Raw genomic sequence first — 22,435 nt, 5'->3', positions numbered from 1 at the left:
CCTCGACGTCATCGTTCCAATTCATATCTCTACACCACGCCGAAGCGCTTGCGCATTTCAGCGGTGCGTAACCACGTGTCACCGGGCAAGCGTTCGATGAATGCCGCAAAAACGCTGGTAAATGACTGGAGGGTCGTTTGGTCGGTCAGCGCTTCGGCCTGCTGTGTCGGAAGCAATGGCTGCATGTCGGTCAGAAAGCGCGGCCGGGCAAGCTTCGCGAACATCCGTTGCTCAGCCTGTGCCCGCGTGATGACCTGGCCCGAAAGTGCGACGTAACGGCCAAAAAAGTCAGCCACTTTCTCCACATTCAGGCCCTCAAACGTCTCTAGGCCATGCGCCAGGTCATAGAGATCGCGACCCTTCTCCCGCTGCAGCAGCGCGCGCAGCTTGGTGGCCAACATTTCCTCACGGGAGAATGTCGGGACGGACGCATTCCCGGTGAACCATGGATTGGTCACGCCGAACGGCAAGTCGATCGGCGGATCATACGCTTCGATCTCGCTGATGTTGGTTTCGACCTTGAGGCGGATGGGGACGCCGCCGCCGTCCTCGGCCTCAATCCGGAATTTCAACTTGGGTGCGACCGGACTTGACTCGTACTGACCGTGTCCAAGCCACGGCTCGAGGACGACACGCAAGGCGTCCAGGACCGGGCCGATCGGCCCGGCCTCTGTGCGCACGAGATCAATGTCTTCCGAGTAGCGCAGCGGAGCCGGGAAGTGCAGTTTGTTGAGGGCTGTGCCGCCGCGAAACCTCAAGGCTTCGCGCAAGAAGGGGTCGGTGAATATCGCGACCATCGCCCGGCTGATAATCAGATCCTGTTCGATCTGACGTTGATCGGGCCAAGGCGCGACATTGCCCCACGCGACAATATTCTGAGCTGGTATCATTCATCGGCCTCCGGATAGCGGCGGACGATGACCCGCCAACGCGGGTCGCGCTCGAGCACTTCAGTAGAAAAGTCGGGATCGCCGGCTTCTTTGCGGTCCAGCTCCGTCCAGGGCAGGTTGCCGCGGTCTTCCAAGGCGGTACGCATCGACGCCAGGCGTGTGCCGTGACCCAGCCTGTCGAGAAGGTAGCCGAGGCGCTGCACGACCGGCCGTTCGGTGACGCGCGACAGGTTGGTCAGGCTTTCGAAATCAATCTGCGGCGCGATGTCCCTGAGGACAGTGAAGATGTTATCAAGACCGCCGGCGCCACGAGAATACCGCAGAATGTCGAGCGCTGTGAGAGCTGGTGACGACACTCTCATCGAACCTGTCTCGGTTTTCTTGTCGACAACGCCCGCGGCGACGGTCTCCATATCCTTTCGGTAGTAGAAGACGACGCGGTTGCGACCGGCCCTGATCTTGGGGAGCCGTTTGGCCGCCACGACTTGAAACTCCATCACGGCCTGATGCGTGGCACCGTGCAGTTCGGCAGCCTTAAGCAGACCGACATAATAGGAATTCCCCTCATGGCGCATCAGCGCGTCAATGTACCAGGTTGGTGGCGGAGCGCCCAATGACATGAATTGTGGAGGGACCACGATGTAGAAGTCGTGGCGCGGGTTGAGGAGTAGTTTTCGACGCTGCAAACGCTCGGCTGAGTCCAGGAACGCGCCACGATTGATGCCCAGCGCTTCGATCGCCTCTCGGCCATCAAAAACCACCCGCCCCTGGGAGAGCAAGTTTGATGTATAGGCGGAAAGCGCGGCCCGTTTATCGTGAATCATGTCCAATTATCCGCTCTATGTGCAGACATTGCAACACGTTCTGTTTGCATGGGTAATTCATGTTTGAATATCCGCGCTACATGCGGATTTTCCAACATGATTTCTCTCCATAGCTTGCAAATCCAGCCGTTGCGCGGACCTTCGCTTTGCGCGCCGGAAGGGACTCCTCGCCAAAGCGAAGGGCGACGCTGCGCATGCCGAATTTCAATTCCCTGACGCGGGCTATTTCCTGAGCCGTCAGACGCTCGTTCCCTCAAAAAGGCCAGGCATGGCCCTATGGCGTGAAAAGCTCTTCGCCGGGCGTTGTCACGTTGTTTGAATGTGGCCACGTAGGCCGAGCCTGCGCTTTTCAGACAGGCCGTGCACTCACGGCTTCCCACGCGGCCATTGCCTGGCGTCGATGGGTTCGAATTTGTGCTGCGGAGCGGTTGGTCTGGGATGGGACGAAGAGGTTTCGGACGGCGGAGAAGATCGACACGAAATGTTGCAATGAGCCAACCGACCGGAAACCCTGTCGCGTTCGCTCCCGTTTTCTCAACGGCAGGTGAGAATTCTCCGCCCGGTTGTTCAAGCCTTTATGCGAGCGGTGTCGTTCGGCATGACCTGGCGTTTGGCCCCCCGTAGGAGCGCAATTTGTCGGTGATCATACGCTTTGGCGGCATGCCCTGTTTCTTCAGAAGTCGCGTCAGCAGGCGCCTTGTCGGTGCACTCACGGTCATGGGCGCGCTGCTACCTCAATTTCCTTACCGCTCAATCAATGTGACAGTACCCTCTCATCAACCCGTCCGACGGCGGGAGAGGATCATGAAGCGCTTCAAGTCAGCGCGACACCTTCAGCGTTTCGTTTCCGTACACGACCCGATCGCCAACCTCTTTAACGTTCCCCGCCACGGTATTCCATCCACCCACCATCGAGAATTGCGAGCAACTGCCATGCAAGCATGGCGCCAAATCGCGCCACGCCGAATAAACCAAAGCCTCACTCCCAGATCTTGTCTTCGCAGCGTTAAGTTTACAGTGCCCGCCGAGCCGTTCGGGCAGGTCACGCCAGCGACCGCCGGAACGGGCCACCCACAACAGCGCGTCCAGGAACAGCCGGTTGTTCGTGCGCGGGCCGCGTTTGCCCTTCGTGCCGCCCGGCACACAATCCTTGATCCGTTCCCACTGGTCATCCCGAAGCGCATCACAATCCACGGCCATATCCAAAAGTCAGCCTTGAATCTGATTTGCGCCTCCGGCGGAATCCCAAACCGTTAAATCGTCACCACGACCTAATTCGGTCGAAGCCTTTTGGTCGCAATCAGCATGACGAGATCTTCGGAGGCATCTGCGAGCGCCAGTGCCAATTCCGCAGCCGACCATCCACGTTTCTGCAAACTGACGAGCATTTCCACCATCGCGACTTCGACTTCTCGTCTGCAGCTCGAAATCGGCTTCAATTCGATATATTTCTCATCACATGCCGTGGTCATCTTAGCCTCCGCTCTGCCATATGAAAGGCAGCGTAAACAATTTCGACAATGGGTGGATATGGTAGGGGTTGCATGCAAGCCTCAAGCCATTACGCATCGACACAGATTGCCTCGGCTGCGCGCAACCCCTCGCGCGCCATTATTTGCCGATGTCCGGCATCAGGAGCGTCTCGCATGAATCTGCACAATAGGCGGTGGAATTCTTCCCGGCGCCTGAGCGGGTGCACGCAGAATGATTCCTGTTGCCAGCCAACGCTTGCGCAAAGCGCGCAAGAACAATTCTCCGATAGTTCACGACCTATCCTCCTATTTTTGCATGTTTTGTTTTGAATAAATATCGTTTTATGTTGCCGGCGCCCCGAAACTACATTGCACCGGCAGCTGCGTATTTTGGAATTTCCGAACTTCCTTCGGAATTAACCACTACTCATTTAGATATATGAACAGGACGCAATTGTCGTTATCGCCGCATCCTGAAAATTATCGGTCCGTCCATTTCTGCTCACCATGGAATATTATAAGTAGCTTATGCACGTAAAGCTTTAGCCAATTCGGCTTTTGTACGATGGCTGCGCGGTTCAGCCGCGAAAACGATTGTTTGCTTCAGTTTCAGCAGCCCGGATCGGCTTATGCGCTGGAGGAATTAGATGGTTACGGAGTCTGGAGATGACCCCGCTGCGGGACAGGAATGACCGGCGCACCTGGAGCGGCGGCGCTGGTGCCCTTGCGATTTTCGACGCATAACCTGCCACCGAAAGAACAGTTCCAGTCCTGGCGATCACATATGGCGCCGCTTGTGGATGTTCATCTGCCGGATGGAAAATCAGAGGGCGACGGTTTTCTTGCGGAACAGACCGGATGGCATCTCGGCGATATCCTCATCGTTCAGCAGCGCGCGCAGGCATGCAGCTATATTCGCGATCAGGCCATGCTGCGATCGAGCCCAATCGATCACTGGAACGTCGGCGTAATGCGCAGCGGCAGGGCGTGGACCGAGGCCAAACGGCATGTAACGGCGACCGGCCCAGGTGAGGTATTTTTCAGGTCTCTTGGTTATCCTTACCGCGGGCGGATGACGGATTCAGTCGCTGTGCTCGTCTTCTTGCCGTAGCTGCTTGATTGTGACCCGATGTCCTCGGACGTGAAGTGCGTCGGCTTAGACTTCGTCGACAGAATCGTCCCGCCGCCGAACACCCTCCAGCTTATAGAAGCCGCGGCCATCGCCAATTTCGTAGCAGAGGTCGAGGTGCGGTACCGTCACGGTAACCGGGCATCGATCAAACGTGGGATCTGGCGGTATGACAAGCCTCGTCACCGCGACCCGTCGGCAGTTTGAACTCCCCATCACGATCCGCCAAGGCGGATAGGTCGCCCGACAGATCGAAGAGCTGTTGGGTTATGAGGTGCACGACCTCCCCTTCCCGTTGGATTCGGCCATTGATAGCCATCATGCTCGATCCAAGTACAACGCGCCGGCGTCCCTCGAAGAGCTTCGGCCAGGCGACGTTCGCCGGACCTGTCTCATCCTCGATCGTCAGAAACATCACGCCTTTTGCCGATCCGGGCATTTGACAGACCAGAACAAGGCCCGCGGTCATCAACCAACGGCCATCTCGAGCCGACATGGCTTCTCCGCAGGTGACGATGCTTCGAGCGGCAAGGTCCTTGCGCAAAAACGCGATTGGGTGCTCGCGTCGAGTCAAGCCGGTATGGCTGTAGTCCTGGATGACGTTGTGCCCATCTGTCATCTGCCGGAGTTTGACATCAGGCTCCTTGCTGCTCGGCGATCGTCTTCATCTCGCGCTCGGCCGCGGCAACAAAGAGCTGCAGTGGCTCGTCGCGCAAAGCGGCCATCAACTGGCCGACCCGATTTGACTCCAGCCTTGGATCGAACCGGCTACACGGTTCTTTTCCTTGATTTTCTCCGGAAGAAAAGGAAGGCCACCATAATGAGGAATACGACGACGAGGTAACCGGAACTGTCACCGCTCTTGCTCCCGCTTCGGTTTGCGATGGGGATAGCGAGAGCCGGCGGCGACACTTGCGGCGAAAGGCTCACCGGCTCGGAAGAAAGGACCTCAGGTTTTGGATCGACCGAAGATACGATGGGTACCGCAACCACATTCACCGGCAGCGCGGCGGGCTGCGCATCGGCATTCGAAATCGGAAACAGCGACTTCAGCGAATCCTGGGTCACGACGCCGGAAGGCGTGAGCCCATGGGCCCGCTGAAACCTCTTGAGTGCGGCGACGGATTTCGATCCCCAGATCCCGTCTGGCGTGCCCGCATCAAAACCCTGATCGGCAAGCGCCTTCTGGACGTCGCGAACCGGTCTGATTTCTGCGTGGACCTGTCCTGTCGAGATCGCGCAAAACATGCACGCCATCGCCAATGCCGAGAATTTCGCTTGGATCGTCATGTGACTCATTCCCCGAGACGGATGACTATACACCGCTGGGTTGACGCGCCAATGCTCCCGACCCGCCCTCAACACCCGTCACTGCGACTTTTCTATCCTATTGGCACAAAGTCCAAAAAAAGTCGGTATCAACTTCGGCGTTCAGATTCAGGAATCATCGCAACCAATCTATGCTATCACCTTCTGGTTGCTCCTCAGGATGACACAAGTGAACCTGGACATCGCGCCGATCTTCCGGCCCTACCTTGATGAAGCCATAGCGCGCTTCTCCTATCTGCATCCCGAGGTGGTCGTCACCACCACGGAGGACGGCGTCGAGGTGAGCAGTTGCGACCTGGATCTGATCGCCGCATTTCGGCATACGCTTTATCGCCAGAAGATCCATCGTGAGACCGATATGCTTCGCCGGGCAGTCATCGAAAGACTGCTGCGATGACCGTGATGCCGCTGAAGTTCCGGCCGATCGGCACGGAAGGTTTCATCTTTTGCGACGACGCCGGGGGATTCTTTCGTTCCAGCGAGACGTTCCTCGATCGCTACGTAGAGGACAGGCTGGCGCCCGGCGATGAGGCGTTTCTCAAGACGAACGGGCATGCTTTCGAAAAGAGCGGCGACCTCGGCTATAGTGCCTTTGCCTACCGATGGGCCAAGCGTCTGCACGCGCCTTCCGAGCTCGACTACGTCATTCTCGTGCCCACACTGCGCTGCAATCTCTCCTGCGCCTACTGCCAGGTCAGCCGTGTCAACGAAAACGCCTCCGGACATGATTGGGATGCGGCAACGCTCAATGCGGTCCTCGGCTTCCTCGACGGGCTCTCGACGAGGACGATCAAGATCGAATTCCAGGGCGGCGAGCCCCTCCTTCGACTGGACATTCTAAAGGAGGTCCGCGCCTTCGCGCGGCAGCGCTTCGAGAAGGTGCAATTCGTCGTCTGTACCAATCTTCAGGAGGTGAGCGAGCAGGCATGGGGCTTCCTGTCGTCGCAAGATACCTCCATCAGCACGTCGCTCGATCCCACAATCGACCTGCATCAACGTCACCGGACCGAAAGCGCTGCGACGACACAGGGGTTCTTCCGGAATCTGGCGCGAGCGACGGACTCCTGGCCCGAGCGGGTATCAGCACTACCAACCTTCGACCTCGATGCCCTGCCCGATCCCTGCGACGTGATCGAGCTCTACTCGTCCTTTGGCTTCCGGTCGATCTATCTACGCCCGGTCAATCATCAGGGCTTTGCCCGAAAACGCTTCCGGACAAAAGATGTCGCCGCTAGCTGGAGCGACTATGTCCGTCGGTTCATCATGTCCCTCATCGAACACAACGCGACATCGGAGCAGACGATTGAGGAGTTCTATTTCTCCCACTGCCTGCGGCGGGTCGTGCGCGGCGGTCATGACAATCATGTCGACCTCAGGAACCCCAACATCGTCGGCAGAAGTTATTTGGTGATTGATCACGACGGTTCGTTCTACCCGACCGACGAGGCGCGCATGATCAGCCGGCTCGGCCAGATCGATCTGCGCATGGGCGACGTCCGCACGGGACTGGATCGGACAATCGTCGATGCTCTCAATATGGAGGCGCTCAATCTCTTCGACGCTGATTGCGTGCACTGTCCCTATCAGGCCTTCTGCGGCGTCGACCTCATCGACGACCTCTCCAGACATGGGCGGATCGATCTGGCTCGCCACCAAACCGACTTCTGCCAGCGGCATACGGCGATCTTCGATCTCGTTTTCGAGCTGCTTTTTTCCGACGACCCGAAGGTGCGAAGATCGATCGCGCTATGGTCGGGCCTGGAGGAGATCGATCCGCTATTGACGAAGGTCCACTCATGATCGACCTGCGCATCAAGGTCGAGCCGCTTCCAATCGTGGATCCTCTCATCGTCAGACTTCGGAACGTGGCAGACGATCTCGGGCCGAATGACGCTGTCCTGATCGGGACCGATGGAGCTCGGCGGGAATACGACTTCCAGGGCTTCTCGCTCATTCTCCATGCGTCGGACGGTGTCGCGCTCGACAACGACGTCATCATGATCCTGCCGGGACAGGCAAGCGCCCGGCGGCTGATCAGGGCGGATTCGCAGCACAACACGTTTCTGATCACCGAGCAGTGCGACCAGCTATGCCTCATGTGCTCGCAGCCTCCGAAGAAGAACCATGTCGATCTGTTTACGGAATTCGAGACCGCCGCCTCGCTCGCGCCGACAAATGCCTATATCGGGCTCTCCGGCGGCGAGCCTCTCCTCCACAAGGACAAGCTCTTCGACATGCTGCTGTCGCTGTCGAAGGCCCGGCCCGACCTGAAATTCCATATCTTGTCGAACGGCCAGCATTTCGACGAAGTGGACATCGCCACGCTTCAAGAAATCGGCCCCGAGCGCATCCTCTGGGGGATCCCGCTCTATGCGGCTGAGACAGAACTCCACGACGCCATCGTCAAGAAGCAGGGTGCCTTCGACCGGCTCATCCAATCCTTCGCTATCCTGTTTGAGGCCGGCGCCGCCATCGAGCTTCGAACGGTCGTGATGCGGCAGAACGACGTCAACCTGCCTGCGCTGGCCGGCTTCGTCGGCACCGCCCTGCCCTTCGTCGAGCGCTGGGCCATCATGCAGCTCGAAAACATCGGCTTCGGCCGCATGAATTGGGATTTGAGCTTCAAGGACACCTCGACGGATTTCGACAATCTCGCGCGCGCCATCAATATCGCGACCGCAAGAGACGTGCCCGTCCAGCTCTATAATTTCCCGCTCTGCTCGGTCCCGGCACGCTACCGCCACCTCGCGCCGGCGTCGATCTCCGATTGGAAGAACAAACAGGAGCCCTTCTGCACAAACTGCTCCGCACGGCAGCGATGCGGAGGATTTTTCGAATGGTATGATCACAGGAAAGGTTTCAGGGGGCTGGGGCCGATATGAAACGACGCGTATTTCTCATCCCGTCGCTGCTTGCGGCAGGATTCCTGCCAATAAAGACCGACGCCATGCCGCTTGATCCGATCGTCAAGAAGCCAGACCCGCATTCGATTCTCGAGCGGCTGAAGATCAAGCATCTCTATTCGCTCGCCGGCCACCGCTCCCATTCGAGCCACAGCTCGCACAGTTCCCATTCCAGCCACCGGTCGGGCAGTGGCGGCGGCTACCTGCCGAGCACGACCTACAGTGAACCCTCGCCACCGCCGCCACCTCGCTACACCGCGCCAACCTATTCCCCACCGGCAGCTCTGATTGCACCGACGCCCGCCCCTGCGCCGGCCGCTCCGCAGCAGATGGCACCCGCGAAAACACTTCCCGGAAACTCGAACAAGTTCCGGCGGATCGTCATCCAAGTGCAGTCGGCATTGACGGCCTACGGTTATTACGCTGGCGCCCTGACTGGCGTCGTTGACGCGGACACGCGCGCGGCGCTGAACCAGATGCAGAAGGACAACAACCTCAAGATAACCGGCACGGTTACGACAGAGGTGTTGAATGCATTTGGGATTGCAGCACAATAGCGATTGGAATGCAGTTCCGCTCTATACCCACCGCTTGGCAGGCTGCTCGCCAAGGTCGATGAGGCGACGCATCTGAACTGAGGCAGCAGCGACATCGAGGGCAATCTGACGGTCGCGGCGACCTATACCGTCGTTGGCTACTTTCTCCGCTCCACATCGATCGCATGCGGCGACTTTAACCTTGGCTGCCGATTGCCAGACAAAATACGACTAGCAACCATTAACGCCGCCCCATTGCCGCGATGATGCGGTTGTCCCCGGCGGTTTGGTGGCTCCCCATCTCGTCGGACACACGATCAAAACCAACGGCTCCACGAAGATCCACGCCTCGCCCGTCACGTTGTAGATGGCCAATGGTTCAACCAACGCGAAACGCGCGTTAGTCTTTCATACCTTGAGTGGCAATCGCAGTGCGCAACGCGCCGGTCACTGTTCTGGCCGCTGAGCCCGAAGCTTACGGCCGTGTCGCGTAAATGTTCTATATCAGCAGCTGTTAAGTTAAAGCCTGGCAAGATCGCGATCATTGTGGGATCACGATGCCTTGTCTCAGGTCGGGCGCTGTCACGTTGTTTGAATGGCAGGCGAGTCAAGGCCCGTGCGGACAGTTTCAGACGAGCTGGCCGCTGACGGCTTTCCACTGGGCCATGGCTTCCAGTCGGTGACTGCGAATTTGGTTGGCAGAAGGTTTTGTGCGATCTGGAACGAAGAGATTGCGAACGGCGGAGAACAGCGAAACAAAATGTTGCAGGCTCCCGATTGATCGGAATCCCTGGCGCATTCGTTCCCGTTTTCGAAACGGCAGATGCGAGTTCTCCGCCCGGTTGTTCAAGCTCTTGTGTGAGCGATGCTCAACACCTGGCATAACCTGACGCGTCCAAAGAAAATATTGTGACACTTGGAGAAATGACCATGCTTTTTCGAAAATTGATTCTCGCTGCCGTCATGGCAGCGGCAATTCCTGCTATGGCTCTTGCTGCCACGACTGAGGTGACAATCAAAAACAACAGCACATCCGGTACTGCGAATGTCGGCAGTATCAGTTGCGTCGGCTGCACTCCCAACTTCCCCTCCAGCATCTCTAATGGAGCGTCAGTTGTCTTTACGGCGCAAGGCAACACCATCGACGGCTTCATGACGTTTCGCTTCGATGTGACCAGAGGTGTCGTTCCGGCTCGGACGTGCAGAGCCTCATTGAGCGTCAACTATGATCCTGCTACCGGCCAAGCGCTTTCACTTGCCGGAACGCCGGCTTGGGTCGCCATTTCAGGTGGAACTCAGGCCCCTACCTGCACGCAGACCTCCGCTCCGACAACCTTCCATGGCAAAGTCCTGTGGAACCTCTCTTTCGTCGCCAACTGAGGATACCTTCCTCTGGCAGATCCGTTTTAAACGGACCTGCTCTTCCTTCCGTTGTAATTACCATGATAACACAACCGTGCGTGGAGCTTGCTTCAAATGTCTGTTCTCAGAAATGGTTTGGCGCAAATGCGAGGCGCAGGGCAAGCAGCACTCGCCTGGTTCGGGATTCGGACGCCATTGATCGCCACAGCGTTGTTTGCTCGTAACCATGGTCTAGAGCTATCCGCCGATGTTGTCGGTGCGACAAGGGAGGGGCTGTACTACGTGCCTTATGCCAGCCTTGGTACCAGCTTCGTCCAATCGCAAGCTGAAGCTCGCCCGGCATAAGCAACGGCAATCTATTGGAACACAATAGTGATCAGCGGCGGGTTGGCCGGCCCCGCCGTAGGGGTAATAGCACGGGCCTACGGATTTCGAACCGTAATTGAGATTGCTTCTTTGGTCGCAATCATCGCCGCCGCTGTCCTGTTGTTTAGTCTGCGCCGATTCAAAGTGTCGACGTGGTCGCCACCTTGAGAGGCGCATCTTTGCGCGTCATTCGACGGCCCGGTATTCAGGCCTTGAAGCGATCGAATGCGGTGAGCCACTTTGATCGGTGGATCCGCTTCAGCCAGCGATAGATTTCCGAGCGCAGATAGCGGAGTTCCACTGCCATCCGACCAACCGGTTCGAGTGCATTCTTGAACGGATTCGAACCGTCGACAGGGCGGGAGAATTACCCGTTCAACAATGATTTCCTATATTTAACAAGCGGCTGAAAATGCAAACTGGACCGAAATGTGGTTATCAGTCACCGTTCCGTTTGATCGGCACTACTTCTCCGCGAACCCCACCGAGGTTGTCACGCGGCGTCACGACGGGCTTAAGCTCCACGATTCTCGCAGCCTGCAAGCTCAGCCATCCGGATGGTAGACCTGTCAGGCTTTCAACGTCGTGCGGAAACAGCGGTAGATCTTCGCGCAAATCCTCTTTGGTGACTTGCCCCGCATCGACCAATGCCTTGAACACATCCGCGAGCAATGTCGGTTCCTGCATCGGCCAAACATCGTCAAACGGCTCCCGCCTGGAGTAGCCTTTCGCACTGTAGATTTTGTAGAGACGAGTTGCAGAGCTTTTGTCCAGAATCTGAAGCCGCTGCAGACGCATAATTTGTGCCTTGATCGAAACTTTCCAACGCGCCTTCAGGCGCTCCAGTTCCCAGATAGCAGCGGTGTCGATTTCAACACTGAATTGGCTTGCCGGGAGCAAGAACGCGGACGCAAAACGATGAGCCTGGTCTTCAATGGCTTTGAAGTTCTCGACGAATTCCTCTTCGGTCACTGCTCGGTGCAGCACCAGGTGGGCTAGTTCATGAGCGGCATCGAATTGGCGTCGGGAAAAAGACTGCTTGTCGCTGGCAAGCAGTACGTATGGGCGACCATCCGATCCCCAACGGCTCAGCCCATCCAATTGATCGGTTTCCATCGGTTCGCTGGCGACTACGACGCCAATTCGCTCCAGCAGCTCGACCATGTTGAGAATAGGGCGAAGGCCCAGGCCCCAATGCTCTCTTGCTGCTTGAGCGTACGCCTCGATGTCCTCATCGCGGAGATTGCGAAAGTTACGCCCCTGCAGGAGATCGGGAACATTTATCTCGGGAAGGTGGGCGTAATGTTCAGCCACCGCCGTAACATCCTCGAGCCATGCCAACCTGACTTGCTGTGACAAGCGATCGCCGCGCAAAGCACCGGCAAACGAGCGAAAAAACGACAGGCCACTACCTTCGCGGCGGGCAGTCAAAAAGAAGTCCTCTGGCAATCGAAGGACCGAAGCCAATTCGGTCAAGGCAGCGGGTTCCGGCGCGGTTTCACCCTCTTCCCAACGGATGACTGTGCTCGCAGCGCGCTGCATCAGATCGGCCAGCGCCTTGCGGGAAGTTATTCCTCTCGCTTGCCTCGCTTCAGCCAATCTCGCGCCAACAAAACTTTGCACTCCACTACGCACGGTCGTTCCTAATTTTCATTGCCTTTCTTCTCATCCGCGGGGCCGTCCTTTTTGGAGGCCTTGAATGACTTCTTCACCTGTTTAAGGGAGAAGGCCTTGGCCGCCGGTTGCGCTTGCGATCCGTAACCAGCCAGGAAGTCCTTGATATCAGCCTGAAACAAGAACGATTGCGATCGTGCGTCTGCAACGCAGACCGTAATTGACGCTATCTTTCCAAGAGCGTGGGCATCACGACGGACCATAATGACGACAAAACGTTCTCGGTCGGTAAACATCTCTGGCGGATGAAACAGGTCGTATGACAGTCCGCGGTTTTGATTGCACAAAGCAGATCGGGTCGCATTCTTGATCGGCAGATCATCCACTTCACGATGGGATGCAAAACCGATCATTGTATGACCAAAACGGCCGGTGGTCAGATAAACTGGCGCGTCTTTGATTTCATCAGGGCCTTGTTCGATCGGAACCGATTTGACGAATTCTGCGCCATGGCGGTTGAGCATCTGCTCGAACATCTCATCGATAATTTGAAACCGGACGAGACCGGTTGCTCGGCTTGCGCGCCGCCTTGAGAGCGCCACCCCATGGGTGACTGCGGCCTGTGACCCGCTTACCGCGGCCTCTGCCTGTTGGGCGGCCATCCCAAATTGATGTTCAATTTCGACGAGTAGGTCGCGGGGTACGTCCCGACGGATCGCGGATTCAAACTCGAAACGTCGCTCATCACTGATCATTGGGCCCTCATGGGAATCATAGAGTTTTGCATTAAGAGGATTTTTAATATATTTTTTTGCACTTAGCAATTCAAACTGAAGGTGACAACGGGGATGCCACCTGCATCCTGGCCGTGCAGCGTAAAGCGAGCTGAGGAGACCAGCCATGCCGCGCGCCTACTGGAAGGGCTATCTCAAGCTGTCGCTGGTTACATGTCCCGTGGCAATGAGTCCGGCGACAAGCGAGAGCGAAAAGGTTCGATTTCACACGCTCAACAAGGAAACAGGAAATCGTGTCGTCTCACATGTCTGCGGTCGCTTCAAGGCGAACTGAGGCCCACTAGGGCGAGACAAGCTTTCGTGTCTGCAGCTCGAGCCGCCCATTTGAAGGTTCTGCCCGACGACGAACGGCGGCTTCGGAGCCGTGCCGCGTCTCCCGCGCCGGAAGGTCGTCGTGCGAAGACGCGCATTGGAAGCAGGTAGGTCGACGAGCGATCATTTTCCACTACCTGGACAAGCTGAGGCATTCTCATTTCCAGGGTTTCTGCTATCTTCCACAGGTCACGGGAGTAGGCGTCATGGTTGCAGCGAGTTTGGTTCCGAATGCATTTTACTGGGCGAAGTCCTCGAAGTATTTCGACGGACGACCTACGATCGTTCGGGTCTCCACGGTCTTCGGGGAGGATTCTGACTATTGGACGCTAGCGCTCCTGGGAACCGATCAGCACGCCATGCCTGCGGACTTCGAGATCATCGCTCCAGCGGAGCTCCCAGAAGAATACCCTGTCCGGCAAGCCGCCGAGTGAACCGTTCATCGGGCAAGCGAACGAAGGCTCTCGACGGGGCACCCATTTTGTCGGGCGTTCACACCGACAGACTGCCCGATGGAGAATTTTGGTACCATAACCCATCGGAACTTGCGGGGCATTCGACGACGGGGCCGCCCTGCTCCCTCCAGGCGATTTCGACCTCACCTATGGCGCTCCTCCACGGTCCGCATCGCAGAAGGGTGCGATCAACTAAATGACCTGAGACCCTGATCTGCGCGGGAACAACACGCGCTCACGACCGCATTCACGTAGCGCCTTGGCGCCCGTTTCTCGCAGAAGGGTCGCGGAGGCCGGTTATCACATGGCTAGTAGCGCTCATCCAACTTGCTCGACCGTCTTCGAACCCCACGCCTTGACAGGAATCGAACCTGCGAAGCACGGTCCCCGACCGGCGAGTCACTTCAAGGCTATGAACGTCGCAGGGTCGAGCTGGGAAATCCGAACGGCAACTTGTGTGATCGCAGCGTCCCCGACCAATTGCTGGATTTCCCTGGCAAGATCCATGAGTTTCTGACGCGTCCGTTCTGCTTTCGGCAGGAGGAAAAGCTCGAGGTTCACAGCCGGAAGGTTTGTCATCGCGTAGACTGGAATGACAGCAAACTGGCAGGCGTTGATGTTGACGTCCAGCCTTTCGCATAACAATTTGCTCAGCGGCACCAGAGCGGCCTCAATCTTCAGATGAGACTGCTCTGGCAGTGATCGATCCACGTAAATCTTCATATTTGGCATCTCGGCCGCCTCACTGTGGGTTAAGGACAAAATCGAATGGCGAACGCCAGACGGTTTCACCGCTGAGCACACGCTCATACGGCGCGATCAAACTGGCTTTGACACCGAAGACGGCGTCGGATGAAAGATAGTTATCGTCGCCGACGAACGTATGGGTTACCAGTTTCTGGAAGCCGGCGGCCGTGACGATGTAGTGCATATGCGCAGGCCGATAGGGATGCCGGCCAAGATGCTTCAGCATCTGGCCCACAGGCCCATCTGCGGGAATGGGGTATGAGACGGGCTTGATTCCGACGAAGCTGTAGCGTCCGTCGGAGCCGGTCACGAAGGTTCCGCGGTTGTTCCATTTAGGCTGGATGTCAGGTTGCTGCACATCGTAAAAGCCTTCGGCATTGTCTGACCAAACATCGATGATTGCACCCTCGATCGGATGTCCGTCCAGATCGACCACAGTGCCTTCGAAGACACAGCTCTCGCCCTTCCCGTCAAGCGTGATGCGATCGCCCATCGCAACACGGGGAGCCCCGGCGACATGGAACGGTCCAAGCACGGTGTTTTCCGTTGCGCCCGGTTGCCTGCGGTTATTGATCGCATCCACCAACATGGATACGCCTAGCGTGTCGGATAGCAGGATAAATTCCTGCCGTTCTTGCGAACAAATCTTGCCGGTCTCCGTGAGAAACCGAATTGCGGTTTCCCATTCCTGTTGCGGAACCTTCGCTTCCTTGATGAAGGCATGCAGATGCTTCACAAGCAAGGTCATGACCTCCCTCACGCGAGGATCGATGTCGGAGGCCATGCGCCCGTTTACCGCCTCGACGGAAGCTTCTTCGGTGAAATAGTTTGTCATACCTGTTCCTTCGCGAGTGAGAATTGGCTTGCCTTCATCCCGAAGCCTACCTGTTAAAAAGGCGCGGACCTTGGTTCCTGATGTGGATCACTCTGGCCTCCGGGTTCACGACGAAGCCGGCCTCGCCCCTTCCCATGCCATCTGAAGCATCTCTCGGATTGCCGTAGCTTCCAGAGGCCTGGGGTTCCAGTAAGGGTTTCGCATGGCAATGTCTGTGGCTTTGTCCAGGTCCTCGGCGGCCAGTCCAAAATCTTGGATCCTGGTCGGGGCGCCTATGCCGAGCGCGAAATCGTAAAGCCCAGGCGCCGCGCGATCCGTCCCCAATAAAGCGGCAACAGGTTCCAGCAGGTGCGGTACCGCCGCCTCCGTATACGCCACTGTATGAGGAAGAAGGATAGCGTGCGTTTCCGAATGCGGCAGGTCGAAGCTGCCGCCCAGCGTGTGGCAGATCTTGTGATGCAGTGCCATTCCGACCGCACCCAAAACAACGCCACAGAGCCAGGAGCCGTAGAGGGCATCGGTGCGGGCCGCGGGATTTCGGGGATCACCCACGATGGCAGGCAGTGCCTCGTGCAAGGCGGCTATGCCCTCCATCGCCATCATTGAGGAAACCGGGTTGCGATCCTGCGCATAAAGTCCTTCCACGGCATGGGCCATGGCGTTGAGGCCGCTCGTCACCGTCATGTTGACAGGAAGGTCGTACGTTAGCTCAGGGTCGTAAATCACCGTTTCCGGTAGAATTGATGCATCACGCACGGTGGTCTTGATGCCGTTTTCTGTCTGCCCGAGGATCGGGGTCACTTCCGATCCGGCATAGGTTGTGGCGATGACCAACTGGGGCGCATCGGTTCGGTAGGCGATCGCCTTTCCCAACCCGATCGTCGAACCACCGCCCAAGGAAATGACACAGTCCGCGCCCTTGTCAGAGAAGACGCGAAGCGCTTCGATCGTCACGTCGACGGGCGTGTGCATCATGGCACCGCTGAAGAGCCCCGCACAGGCGGATCCCAACTGTTCGGCAAGGCGCTGCGCGTCCTTTTCCTGGAATGGAGTCGACAGGACAAGGGCCTTATGCCGACCGAGGTAATGCAGTTCTTCGGCCACCATGGAGATCGTCCCCACACCGAACACGATGCGAGGAATAGTGCCTTTGTAGATAAACGGCTCGCGCATGGTCTTCTCCTCTTGGATGCAAACGGTGCAACTGTCTTCGCTGCCGGGTCAGCCCATGCGCTCGGAGGCATAGCTTCCCGGGCTCGGCGGGAAGACGACGGTGCGATTTCCATTGATAAAGGTCCGATGGTGGATGTGTGCGTGGATGGCGCGGGCGAGCACCTGTGCCTCCACGTCACGACCTAGGGAGACATAGTCTTCGGCCGACTGCGCATGGGTGATGCGCGCCGTGTCCTGCTCGATGATCGGACCTTCGTCGAGATCGGCCGTGACGTAGTGGGCCGTCGCACCGATGAGCTTAACGCCGCGCTCGTAGGCCTGCTTGTAGGGGTTGGCGCCCTTGAAGCTCGGCAGGAAGGAATGGTGGATGTTGATGATCTTACCCGACATCTTCTTGCACATCTCGTCCGACAGGATCTGCATGTAACGCGCCAGCACGATCAGTTCGGTGCCGGTCTGCTCGACCACGTCCATGATGCGGGCTTCCGCCTGGGGCTTGTTGGCCTTGGTCACCGCAATGTGGTGGAAGGGAATGTCGTGATTGACGACGACCTTCTGGTAGTCGAAATGGTTCGATACGACGCCGACGATCTCAATCGGCAGTGCGCCGATCTTCCAGCGATACAGCAGGTCGTTGAGGCAATGGCCGAAACGCGACACCATGAGAAGCACTTTCATGCGCTGCTGCGCATCGAAAATATCCCATTCCATGCCGAATTTGTCCGCTACCGTCATGAAGCCTTCCGACAGCTCGGGCCGCAACACGCCTTCTTCTGAGATGAAGCTGACGCGCATGAAGAACTTGCCGGTGTCCCGGTCATCGAACTGCGAGCTGTCGACGATGTTGCAACCCCTGTCCGCAAGGAAGCCGGAAATCGCCGCGACAACGCCACGTGTGGTTTGGCAGGCAACCGTCAAGACATAGTTCTTCATTCTATCCCCGTATCTGTTAGGGCTCTTCAATAGATGCTCATCGGGCTTTCCCGACAAATGCTTCAGCCCGCTGAGCTCATGGAAGGCCATCGTGCCTGGTCTGCCGTCCGCGCCGGTTTATTGGGCGGAAAGACCGATAAAACGGTCGAGTTCGGTGCGATTGGCGGCCAGTTTTGCCGCCTCTTCCTCAAAGACGATCTTGCCTTGGTCGAGCGCAATGACGCGCTCTGCAAACTTGAGTGCCAGGCCGACATGCTGTTCCACCAGAACGATCGTGTGGCCCTGATCGGCCAGCTTGTGGAAAACGTCCATCAGCATTTCGCAGATAACCGGTGCCAGCCCCTCCAGCGGCTCATCCAGCAAAATGATTTCCGGCTTTCCCAGAAGAGCACGGGCAATCGACAGCATTTGCTGTTCGCCTCCGGAAAGCTGGCGCCCGCCGTTGGAACTACGCTCCTTCAGCCGAGGAAACAGATCGTAAGCCTCTTCCAGAGTCGATCCATTCCGAAGTCCCGCAACCAGGTTCTCCTCGACCGTCAACGATCCGAAAATGTCGCGGGTCTGCGGCACGATGCCAATCCCCAGTCTCGCCCTCTGATGCGAGGCGAGCGTATCGATCGCCGCCCCCCTGAGTTTGATGCTTCCGGCGTGTTGCCGTGTCTGGCCCATGATCGTGGAGAGCAAGGTGGTTTTACCGACGCCGTTTCTCCCAACGATCGCCAGCCGCTCGCCTTTTGGAACGCGGATCGAAACATTGCGGATGATATGGGTATCGCCATAGCCGGCCACGACACCGTCCAGTTCGAGGAGAATGTCAGACATGGCCCGCTCCCAGGTAAAGTTCGCGAACCTGCTTGTTGGCGACAACCTCGTCGGGCGTGCCCTCCATCAGGATTGCGCCATTCACCAGCACGATGATACGGTCTGCGACCTCGAACACTAACTGCATGTCATGCTCGATGATGAGGACCGACAGATCCTGCGGAAGCCGCTTGATGGCCTCCACGATGAAATGGCTTTCGGTGGAGGGTACGCCTGCCGCCGGCTCGTCCAGGATAAGAACCTTCGGCTTCACCGCCAGTGTCAGTGCCAATTCCACCAGCCGCTGCTGCCCGTAAGCCAGTCCACGCACCGGCTTGTCTGCCAGCGACTGGATATTGAGATCCTGCATCAATCGGGCGATCTCAGCCTCGATATCGCTCCACCCGTCCGCCCGACGAAAGAACTGATGCGTGCGGCCTTCCCGCTCCAGTATAGGCAGTCGCAAGTTTTCGCGAACGGTCAGGTCGCGAAACAGGTTGGTTATCTGGAAGGTTTTCGCGACGCCTGCCCTCACCCGAGCCGATTCGCTCAGGGATCCTATATCCTGACCGTTCAGCACGATCTTGCCCGATGTCGGCTTCAGGACACCGGTCAGGAGATTTGCGAAAGTCGTCTTGCCGGCACCATTTGGCCCGATCAGTGCGGTGCGCGAGCCCCGCGGCAACGTGAGAGTCAGGTCCCGGGCGACCTGCAGGCCTCCGAAATTTTTCGAAAGTCCAACAATGGAAAGCCCGTCGTTCATGACGTCCTCCTGAGCAATCGCGCCAAGCGACCTGGGAGAGCAACAAGACCCTTTGGGAGCACGAAGACCACGATGAGAAGCATGAAGCCGATCACGAAGAGCCAGTTCAAGGGATCGATGCTTGCCGCGACATGATGGACCACCATGAAGATCAATGTCCCGACCAGCGCGCCATACAGCCGCCCGGCTCCTCCCAGGATCAGCATCACCATAACGTCGGCAGACAAGGAGAAATTGAACACTTCGATGCCAACCAGGCCTGTCACCTGGGCCGCAAGGGCGCCGGCAATTCCGGCAATAGCGCCAGCGATAACGTAGACCGTCACCTTTCGGCGATAGACCGGCGTACCGATTGCGCGCATCCGGCTGGCGCTGCCTTCAATTCCTCTAAGAGCGAGCCCAAACGGGGAGCCGATCAGAACCTGACAGAGCAGTAAAACGGCTGCAAGAATGGACACGCTGTAGATGAAGGCGACCTGTCCAACAAAATCGAATTCGTACAGCCCCAGCAGCGGTCCAACCGTGATGCCGGCCAGGCCGTCGGCGCCGCCCGTTAGCCAACGTGCCTGGGATGCGGTCTCCTGAAGAACCATGGTCACGGCTATCGAAATCATCAACAGAGTTATGCCGTGGGTGCGAAGCAGGACAAGCCCGGAAATCCACGCCATCACTGCGCCCGCCACGGCACCGACCAGGAGCCCGAGCAGCGGGTCGGGCGACAGGTGAAGCGAAATTAGTCCCGCGGCATAGGCGCCGCATCCATACATGGCCGCGTGACCAAGTGTTGCTATTCCCGCCTGCCCGAGAATGAGGTCGAATGACACGACGAAGATCATCATGATGACGATCCGGGTTAGAAACGACAGGTCGTACGGGAATATCAGAAAGGCAAGGCTCGCACCGACCACGACGGAAATGGACGGGATGAGGAAGCTCAGGGCGGTCGGCGCGCGCCTCGGCGACGTCGAAAGGGCGGGGTCCATCATTGCGCTTTCCCCATCAGACCGTTGGGCCGAAGCGCGAGCAACACCACAATCGCCACGAAAAAGAAGATGGTACCAATGCCCGGCAATAGATAGCGACCAGCCGTATCGAGAATCCCAAGGCTAATCGAAGCAAGGAAGGAGCCGGAAATGCTGCCAAGTCCACCCACAGACACAACAATCAGGAACAGCACCATATAACGAAGCGGATAGTAGGCCTCGATCGGAAGCAGTTCCGCACCGAGTATACCTCCTACCGCCGCGAGACCGGCGCCGGTGGCGAATGCAACGAGATAGACGAGCGGCGTGTTGATGCCGAGCGAGGCGGCCGCAATCCTGTTGTCGACAGCTGCGCGCAAGTAGATGCCGAACCTTGTTTTTTCCATCAGCAACCAGAGACCGGCCAGCACAAGCAAACCGGAAATGATAACGACCAGCCGGTGGAACGGTAGCGTCCGGAACCCGAGATCGATCGGTGTCGTGAAAATCGCCGGGGCGCCAAGCGGCAGGATCGTGGAGCCCAGGAACAGATTGACGGTTGCGATCATGATGAAGACGATTCCAATGGTCGCCAACACCTGGCCCAACTCGTTGAAGCCATAGATGTGGCGATAGAGCAGCCGCTCGAGAAGCACGGAAACGAGGACAACCGCGAGAACGGCGACGAGGAACGCCGGAATGAACGCTACGTCCAGACGTGTGGTGAGCAGATGAACGGCTGCGCCGCCAAGCAGGGCAAACCCGCCGTGCGCAAGGTTGATAATGCGCATGAGCCCCATCGTGATCGAAAGTCCGACGGAAATCATGAACAATATCATCCCGTAGGCGACGCCATCGACGACGATACTTAGAATGAGGGACATTCTCTAACCTGAGATTTGCGAGGTCGGGCGTTGCGTGGCGGAAAACTCCCGCCACGCTCACCGTGGATCAGGGATTGAAGCCGAGGTCCGGTACGTTCGGGACAGTCGCGAACTCCCGATTGACCAGTTTGCCGTCCGCGCCTTTTTCAACACGCCGAAGATAGACATTCTGCACCACCGTCCGTGAGACCGGATCCATCTTCACCGGCCCGCGTGGGCTTTCCCATTCCATGCCCTTGGCCGCCTCGATGGCTTTTGTGCCGTCAGACCCTGCAGCCTTGATCATCCGGTAGATCAACTCCGCGCCGTCATAGGCGCCGATTGATGCCATGTTGGCGCGCGAGCCCGGATGAAGTTCCTGCAGTTTTGCGACAAAGCTTTTGTTCAGCGCAGAATCGTGGACATCGGAGTAGTGGTATGCGGTCACCAGGCCGATAGCTTGGTCTCCAAGCGCATCAAGTGTGGTCTCGTCGGTCTCGCCACCGCCAAGGAAAGAAACGCCAGCAGCTTTCAGGCCATTTTCATTATAGGCCTTGGTGAAAGCGAACGTCGCTGGGCCCACCGGCAGGAAAGTGAAGACGGTATCGGCACCGGAACTCTTGATACGCTGCATGAATGGCGCGAAATCATTGGTCTGAAGCGGCATTCGGATCTTTTCGAGAACCGCCCCGCCGTCTTTCTCAAAAGAGGCGGAGAAGGCCGTTTCTGCATCAATGCCGGGATTGTAATCCGAAACGGCAGTCACGACTTTCTTGGAGCCATTTTGGGCCGCCCACTCGGCTGCCGGTTGAGCGAGCTGCGTCAACGTAAAACTTGTGCGGAGAAAGAAATCCGACTGCTTGTTGATCGATGATGTCGCGGCATTGAAAATCACCGCCGGCACCTTTGCCTGCTTTGTCAGGGGAGCGACCGCAACGGCATTGGGGGTGAAGTCAAATCCAGCAAGATACTTCACGCCGTCGCGGACAAGAAGTTCCTGGGCCGCTGCCTTGCTGGCGTCGGCGTTGGGTCCGCCAACGTCCTTGTAGATGAACTGAATTTTGTGACCGCCAACCTCGTCTCCGTGCTGCGCGACATAGACATCGATCGCTTCGCGGAATTGCTTGCCCCAGATTGCGTTTGGCCCGGAGAATGTAGCGATAACGCCGACCTTGATCGTCTCGGCCTGAGCGAGCGTGCCGGTTACGAAAAACGCAGCCGATGCGACGAGATACAACGTCGATTTCGAAAATGTCATATTTTTTCCCTCCCAACCGGAAAAGCGTCCGGGCGCCTTGACGCTGAAGCGCCACTTCCTCCGCTAGTATTGGTACGGAAACCGTACTAATACGTCAAGTTTTCTCCGCATTCA

The 22,435-nt window shown here is 57.6% G+C and carries 22 protein-coding genes and 7 pseudogenes; 10 read left to right on the top strand and 19 right to left on the bottom strand.

The features are described 5' to 3' along the window. Positions 1–29 precede the first annotated feature (29 nt). The 3 genes and pseudogenes from HJB89_RS30560 to HJB89_RS30550 form a co-directional block, all read right to left on the bottom strand. Positions 30–890 (bottom strand): nucleotidyl transferase AbiEii/AbiGii toxin family protein, encoded by an 861-nt coding sequence (locus HJB89_RS30560; protein WP_018517624.1) that lies wholly within the window; start codon positions 888–890, stop codon positions 30–32. Continuing rightward, positions 887–1,714, bottom strand: coding sequence for a type IV toxin-antitoxin system AbiEi family antitoxin (locus HJB89_RS30555; protein WP_018486493.1), 828 nt, complete (start codon positions 1,712–1,714; stop codon positions 887–889). Before HJB89_RS30555 ends, HJB89_RS30560 begins: the two co-directional genes overlap by 4 nt. A 349-nt stretch (positions 1,715–2,063) precedes the next feature. Next, a pseudogene (locus tag HJB89_RS30550) lies at positions 2,064–2,412 on the bottom strand (DDE-type integrase/transposase/recombinase); the annotation flags it as partial. 73 nt (positions 2,413–2,485) lie between these two features. Between HJB89_RS30550 and HJB89_RS33880 the strand changes: the two are divergent. Next, a pseudogene (locus HJB89_RS33880) lies at positions 2,486–2,671 on the top strand (IS6 family transposase); the annotation flags it as partial. 66 nt (positions 2,672–2,737) lie between these two features. On the opposite strand, the pseudogene HJB89_RS30545 reads toward HJB89_RS33880, so the two are convergent. Both HJB89_RS30545 and HJB89_RS30540 read right to left on the bottom strand, forming a co-directional pair. Beyond that, positions 2,738–2,914 (bottom strand): annotated as a pseudogene (locus HJB89_RS30545) (transposase); the annotation flags it as partial. A 71-nt stretch (positions 2,915–2,985) separates the two neighbouring features. Then, on the bottom strand, positions 2,986–3,186 hold the full coding sequence (locus HJB89_RS30540) for a hypothetical protein (protein WP_028744322.1): 201 nt from the start codon (positions 3,184–3,186) through the stop codon (positions 2,986–2,988). Between the two features lie 701 nt (positions 3,187–3,887). On the opposite strand from HJB89_RS30540, the pseudogene HJB89_RS30535 reads away from it, so the two are divergent. Beyond that, positions 3,888–4,294: pseudogene (locus HJB89_RS30535) on the top strand (AraC family transcriptional regulator); the annotation flags it as partial. A gap of 169 nt (positions 4,295–4,463) precedes the next feature. Here HJB89_RS30535 and dnaE2 read toward each other — a convergent pair. Both dnaE2 and HJB89_RS30525 read right to left on the bottom strand, forming a co-directional pair. Continuing rightward, a pseudogene (gene dnaE2, locus HJB89_RS30530) lies at positions 4,464–5,037 on the bottom strand (error-prone DNA polymerase); the annotation flags it as partial. Positions 5,038–5,083: 46 nt separating this feature from the next. Next, complete coding sequence (locus tag HJB89_RS30525) at positions 5,084–5,605, bottom strand: peptidoglycan-binding protein (protein ID WP_018516627.1); 522 nt, start codon at positions 5,603–5,605, stop codon at positions 5,084–5,086. Between the two features lie 208 nt (positions 5,606–5,813). On the opposite strand from HJB89_RS30525, the gene HJB89_RS30520 reads away from it, so the two are divergent. The 4 genes from HJB89_RS30520 to hxsA are packed head-to-tail and all read left to right on the top strand — an operon-like array spanning position 5,814 to position 9,104. Further along, a complete protein-coding gene (locus HJB89_RS30520; RefSeq protein ID WP_018486485.1) occupies positions 5,814–6,041 on the top strand; it encodes a hypothetical protein in 228 nt (75 codons plus the stop codon). After that, positions 6,038–7,444, top strand: coding sequence for a His-Xaa-Ser system radical SAM maturase HxsB (hxsB, locus tag HJB89_RS30515; protein ID WP_018516629.1), 1,407 nt, complete (start codon positions 6,038–6,040; stop codon positions 7,442–7,444). Before HJB89_RS30520 ends, hxsB begins: the two co-directional genes overlap by 4 nt. Then, on the top strand, positions 7,441–8,526 hold the full coding sequence (gene hxsC / locus HJB89_RS30510) for a His-Xaa-Ser system radical SAM maturase HxsC (protein ID WP_018516630.1): 1,086 nt from the start codon (positions 7,441–7,443) through the stop codon (positions 8,524–8,526). The genes hxsB and hxsC overlap by 4 nt, the downstream gene beginning before the upstream one ends. Beyond that, positions 8,523–9,104, top strand: coding sequence for a His-Xaa-Ser repeat protein HxsA (hxsA, locus tag HJB89_RS30505; RefSeq protein ID WP_018516631.1), 582 nt, complete (start codon positions 8,523–8,525; stop codon positions 9,102–9,104). The genes hxsC and hxsA overlap by 4 nt, the downstream gene beginning before the upstream one ends. Before the next feature lie 607 nt (positions 9,105–9,711). Here hxsA and HJB89_RS30500 read toward each other — a convergent pair. Continuing rightward, a pseudogene (locus tag HJB89_RS30500) lies at positions 9,712–9,975 on the bottom strand (DDE-type integrase/transposase/recombinase); the annotation flags it as partial. Between the two features lie 17 nt (positions 9,976–9,992). Here HJB89_RS30500 and HJB89_RS30495 point away from each other — a divergent pair. Further along, positions 9,993–10,463, top strand: a complete 471-nt coding sequence (locus tag HJB89_RS30495) for a hypothetical protein (protein ID WP_311044384.1) — start codon at positions 9,993–9,995, stop codon at positions 10,461–10,463. A 786-nt stretch (positions 10,464–11,249) separates the two neighbouring features. Here the strand turns inward: HJB89_RS30495 and HJB89_RS30490 are convergent. Together HJB89_RS30490 and HJB89_RS30485 are read right to left on the bottom strand one after the other, a co-directional pair. After that, positions 11,250–12,410, bottom strand: a complete 1,161-nt coding sequence (locus HJB89_RS30490) for an XRE family transcriptional regulator (RefSeq protein WP_186806604.1) — start codon at positions 12,408–12,410, stop codon at positions 11,250–11,252. A gap of 44 nt (positions 12,411–12,454) precedes the next feature. Beyond that, positions 12,455–13,180, bottom strand: a complete 726-nt coding sequence (locus tag HJB89_RS30485; RefSeq protein ID WP_020572893.1) for a hypothetical protein — start codon at positions 13,178–13,180, stop codon at positions 12,455–12,457. Positions 13,181–13,325: 145 nt separating this feature from the next. On the opposite strand from HJB89_RS30485, the pseudogene HJB89_RS30480 reads away from it, so the two are divergent. From HJB89_RS30480 to HJB89_RS33510, 3 genes and pseudogenes are all read left to right on the top strand, one after another. Continuing rightward, positions 13,326–13,463: pseudogene (locus tag HJB89_RS30480) on the top strand (Ku protein); the annotation flags it as partial. Continuing rightward, a complete protein-coding gene (locus HJB89_RS33875; protein ID WP_409201837.1) occupies positions 13,421–13,642 on the top strand; it encodes a DUF982 domain-containing protein in 222 nt (73 codons plus the stop codon). The pseudogene HJB89_RS30480 and the gene HJB89_RS33875, both read left to right, overlap by 43 nt. A gap of 95 nt (positions 13,643–13,737) precedes the next feature. Continuing rightward, the gene (locus HJB89_RS33510; protein ID WP_131704923.1) at positions 13,738–13,965 is read left to right on the top strand and encodes a hypothetical protein; all 228 of its coding nucleotides are present in this window, start codon (positions 13,738–13,740) and stop codon (positions 13,963–13,965) included. A gap of 420 nt (positions 13,966–14,385) precedes the next feature. Here the strand turns inward: HJB89_RS33510 and HJB89_RS30470 are convergent, their stop codons facing one another. The 9 genes from HJB89_RS30470 to HJB89_RS30430 all read right to left on the bottom strand — a co-directional run bounded on the left by HJB89_RS30470 (position 14,386) and on the right by HJB89_RS30430 (position 22,321). Continuing rightward, positions 14,386–14,718 carry a hypothetical protein gene (locus HJB89_RS30470; protein ID WP_245275421.1) on the bottom strand — a complete coding sequence of 111 codons (333 nt, stop codon included), beginning with the start codon at positions 14,716–14,718 and terminating at the stop codon, positions 14,386–14,388. A 10-nt stretch (positions 14,719–14,728) separates the two neighbouring features. Further along, entirely contained in the window at positions 14,729–15,568 is an 840-nt protein-coding gene (locus tag HJB89_RS30465) for a dioxygenase (protein ID WP_018516640.1), read from the bottom strand. A 105-nt stretch (positions 15,569–15,673) separates the two neighbouring features. Next, entirely contained in the window at positions 15,674–16,741 is a 1,068-nt protein-coding gene (locus HJB89_RS30460; RefSeq protein ID WP_131704924.1) for a maleylacetate reductase, read from the bottom strand. A 48-nt stretch (positions 16,742–16,789) separates the two neighbouring features. Continuing rightward, positions 16,790–17,674 carry a formyltetrahydrofolate deformylase gene (gene purU / locus HJB89_RS30455; RefSeq protein WP_018516642.1) on the bottom strand — a complete coding sequence of 295 codons (885 nt, stop codon included), beginning with the start codon at positions 17,672–17,674 and terminating at the stop codon, positions 16,790–16,792. A 117-nt stretch (positions 17,675–17,791) separates the two neighbouring features. Beyond that, positions 17,792–18,496, bottom strand: coding sequence for an ABC transporter ATP-binding protein (locus HJB89_RS30450; RefSeq protein WP_018516643.1), 705 nt, complete (start codon positions 18,494–18,496; stop codon positions 17,792–17,794). After that, positions 18,489–19,238 (bottom strand): ABC transporter ATP-binding protein, encoded by a 750-nt coding sequence (locus HJB89_RS30445; protein ID WP_018516644.1) that lies wholly within the window; start codon positions 19,236–19,238, stop codon positions 18,489–18,491. Before HJB89_RS30445 ends, HJB89_RS30450 begins: the two co-directional genes overlap by 8 nt. Further along, positions 19,235–20,224 (bottom strand): branched-chain amino acid ABC transporter permease, encoded by a 990-nt coding sequence (locus HJB89_RS30440; protein WP_018516645.1) that lies wholly within the window; start codon positions 20,222–20,224, stop codon positions 19,235–19,237. Before HJB89_RS30440 ends, HJB89_RS30445 begins: the two co-directional genes overlap by 4 nt. Next, positions 20,221–21,084 carry a branched-chain amino acid ABC transporter permease gene (locus HJB89_RS30435; protein ID WP_018484502.1) on the bottom strand — a complete coding sequence of 288 codons (864 nt, stop codon included), beginning with the start codon at positions 21,082–21,084 and terminating at the stop codon, positions 20,221–20,223. Before HJB89_RS30435 ends, HJB89_RS30440 begins: the two co-directional genes overlap by 4 nt. A gap of 67 nt (positions 21,085–21,151) precedes the next feature. Beyond that, positions 21,152–22,321, bottom strand: coding sequence for an ABC transporter substrate-binding protein (locus HJB89_RS30430; RefSeq protein WP_018516646.1), 1,170 nt, complete (start codon positions 22,319–22,321; stop codon positions 21,152–21,154). Positions 22,322–22,435 lie beyond the last annotated feature (114 nt).

The organism is Rhizobium sp. NZLR8, from assembly GCF_019685025.1.
Lineage (GTDB): Bacteria > Pseudomonadota > Alphaproteobacteria > Rhizobiales > Rhizobiaceae > Rhizobium.
Note: the sequence above shows the minus strand (reverse complement) of the source record. Positions and strands in the feature narration are given on the sequence as shown.